Source organism: Mesorhizobium sp. M0663 (genome assembly GCF_040320585.1).
Lineage (GTDB): Bacteria > Pseudomonadota > Alphaproteobacteria > Rhizobiales > Rhizobiaceae > Mesorhizobium.
In genome coordinates this window covers 1-2,228 of the sequence record NZ_JAMYPX010000090.1, presented here as the reverse complement: position 1 = coordinate 2,228, position 2,228 = coordinate 1, and the positions used below count along the sequence as shown (strand labels likewise).

At 59.4% G+C, this 2,228-nt stretch carries 2 protein-coding genes and 1 pseudogene; 1 reads left to right on the top strand and 2 read right to left on the bottom strand.

Annotated features, from left to right (window positions below; translation table 11 throughout):
• Positions 1–404 precede the first annotated feature (404 nt).
• Positions 405–863 (bottom strand): annotated as a pseudogene (locus NKI54_RS36175) (Tn3 family transposase); the annotation flags it as partial.
• On the opposite strand from NKI54_RS36175, the gene NKI54_RS36695 reads away from it, so the two are divergent.
• Complete coding sequence (locus tag NKI54_RS36695; RefSeq protein WP_502896753.1) at positions 753–1,052, top strand: recombinase family protein; 300 nt, start codon at positions 753–755, stop codon at positions 1,050–1,052. The pseudogene NKI54_RS36175 and the gene NKI54_RS36695 overlap by 111 nt on opposite strands.
• Positions 1,053–1,436: 384 nt before the next feature.
• On the opposite strand, the gene NKI54_RS36165 is transcribed toward NKI54_RS36695, so the two are convergent.
• The gene (locus tag NKI54_RS36165) at positions 1,437–1,964 is read right to left on the bottom strand and encodes an FMN-binding negative transcriptional regulator (RefSeq protein WP_352694621.1); all 528 of its coding nucleotides are present in this window, start codon (positions 1,962–1,964) and stop codon (positions 1,437–1,439) included.
• Positions 1,965–2,228 lie beyond the last annotated feature (264 nt).

The following is a 2,228-nucleotide window of genomic DNA, read 5'->3' as shown; positions in this document are numbered from 1 at the left end:
TCTGCTCATCTTCTTCCATCACAAGGTGTCCACCTATTTTGGTGGACACCTCATGCATCAGAGCACTCAACAGCAAAAGGTGCGGGGAAATTCGCGCTTACGAGAAGGTGTATCCAAATTCTAACTTCTCCCTGAGCGGCCGTGAGTTGCGAACACAGTTGAGCATCCTTGCGATGATCAGCTCCGCTGCAGCAGCTAATGTGTTTGGCAACACCAGGACGAATTCTTCTCCGCCCACGCGGCGAAACAGTCGGATCGTCTTACCTCTTTGTTCCCCCGGTCGACGAGTGCCGCCCTGAGACCCTCGATAAGGGATGCATCTTCGGAGTAAAGAGGACGCCCTATCGGCACCTACGCAAACTGTTGTTGAACGACCTGGCTGCAGCGCCGAGGCGCCCAAGATCGCGATCTTCAACCAGGCGCACGCCGTCGAGCTTGTTCCGCTTGAGGCGGTGCGCAAACTTTTTCAGCCGCCAATCGAGCTTCCGGCCGCGCCGATCGAGCCATTCGTCGGCGGCTGACGGCAACCCAAGTTTCGAAACGATCGGTGCGGCCACCGGCTCGGGCAAGAGATAGCTGTCGAAACGACGGTACGCGGAAGACCGTTCCACCCATACGTCCCCAGAACGCAGCTTGTTGCGCAAATGGGCGAGCATTGCCGTTTCATAGAGCGGGCGATTGATCTTGCCATCCGGGCCGATCACCAGCTTGCGCCAGTCCTTCTTGAACGGCATCGGCGCATCGGGGGGAACATCGCGTTTGCCCGATCTCTTCAGTTCGCGGAGCATACGGATTCCGGCGATCGTGCGGGCGCTTCTCCGCCCGCCTTTGAATTCCAAGGCCTCGATCAGCGTCGAGGCGAACGCCAGATCGACCTGCTCAGTCTGGAAGAGAAGATCGATACATCCTCAGCCGCAGGCGAGCTCGTGTTCCGTGTATTCGGTGCGATCGCTCATTTCGAGCGACGGCTGATTTCCGAGCGCACGAAAGATGGCGTGGCTGCAGCACGGGCGAAAGGGAGACAACCCGGTCGGCAACCGCTCGACATGTAAAAGGTCGAGGCCGCCATCAAGCTGATCAAGGCCAACATGTCGCCGACCGAAGCTGCGAGGCACTGGGTCTCGGCCGATCGACCGTCTATCGCCGAAATGAGGCGACTGGGCATCAGTCGGCCAGCGCAGTGAGCACTTCCGACGCTTTGCAAACTCTCGCTCTGGGAACTTCAAGGGCAAAGCGTGACCCGTTTTCGTCGTTGACTGCTCAATTGGGCCGACCGCTACGCCTGGAAGGCTGACGTTGCTGGGTCGGCTGGACCGGTCTCTGGAAGGCGGCGTGCAATTTCGTGTGCCAGGCGCTTATCGTTCGCTCGGTTTCGCAGTACCATCCAGTAGGGCAAGCTTTGCTGACATTCATCAAAGTGCGATGGGCCACGCTCTTCAGCCTTGTTCGGGCTTCCGGCGGGCGGCTGCAAGCATCGCCTGACCGACGCGCCGGTCGCCTTGGGCGTTCAGCATTTCGCCGGCATTGCAGATATCACGTGCCTCCTTGTTCTGGCTGAGCTTGGCTTTGCCTACAAGGCGGGTGATCTCGATCTCCAGGCCGATGATCGCCTTCACCATAGTGTCGATGAAGTCCTTCGGTGCGTTACCCATCTTCCATGGGACAGGCTCAGTCGCCTCGTGCCTGTGAGTCAGTTTGGCGACATTGCGGCGGACATAGCGTTCGTCGTCGTGGATTGTGATCCGTCCATATGCATGTGCGACGAGGTAGTTCCAGGTCGGCACCTGCTTGTGGAACTCCTGCTTGCTCGGACACCACCGCGGCGAAATGTAGGCGTCGGCGGCGCGGAACACCACGAGCACCTCATCGCCGGTCGCCACGTCCTGCCAAACTGGATTGTTGCGTGCGACGTGGCAGCGAAGGGTACCGTTTTCTCCCTGTGACGTGTCGAGTTCGAAGGGGATGTGATCGGCGTCGAGACCGCTCCAGCCATGGTTATCAGAACGCCGAGTGCGTTGTTCTCGATCAGTTCGTAAAGGACTTCTCGGCTCGGTTCATCGAAATGAGCGGGTAAATACATGACAGTTCCTTTCACTGGCCGCCGGGTTCGCTGTTCACCGGCTGGCATCCGATGGCAAGCGTTCCAACGCGGCGGCGATCTGGCGCTTCGCTGCTGAGGGCAGAGGCAGGATGGGACGCGGGGGGTCGGCACGGCAAATGTCGAGCAA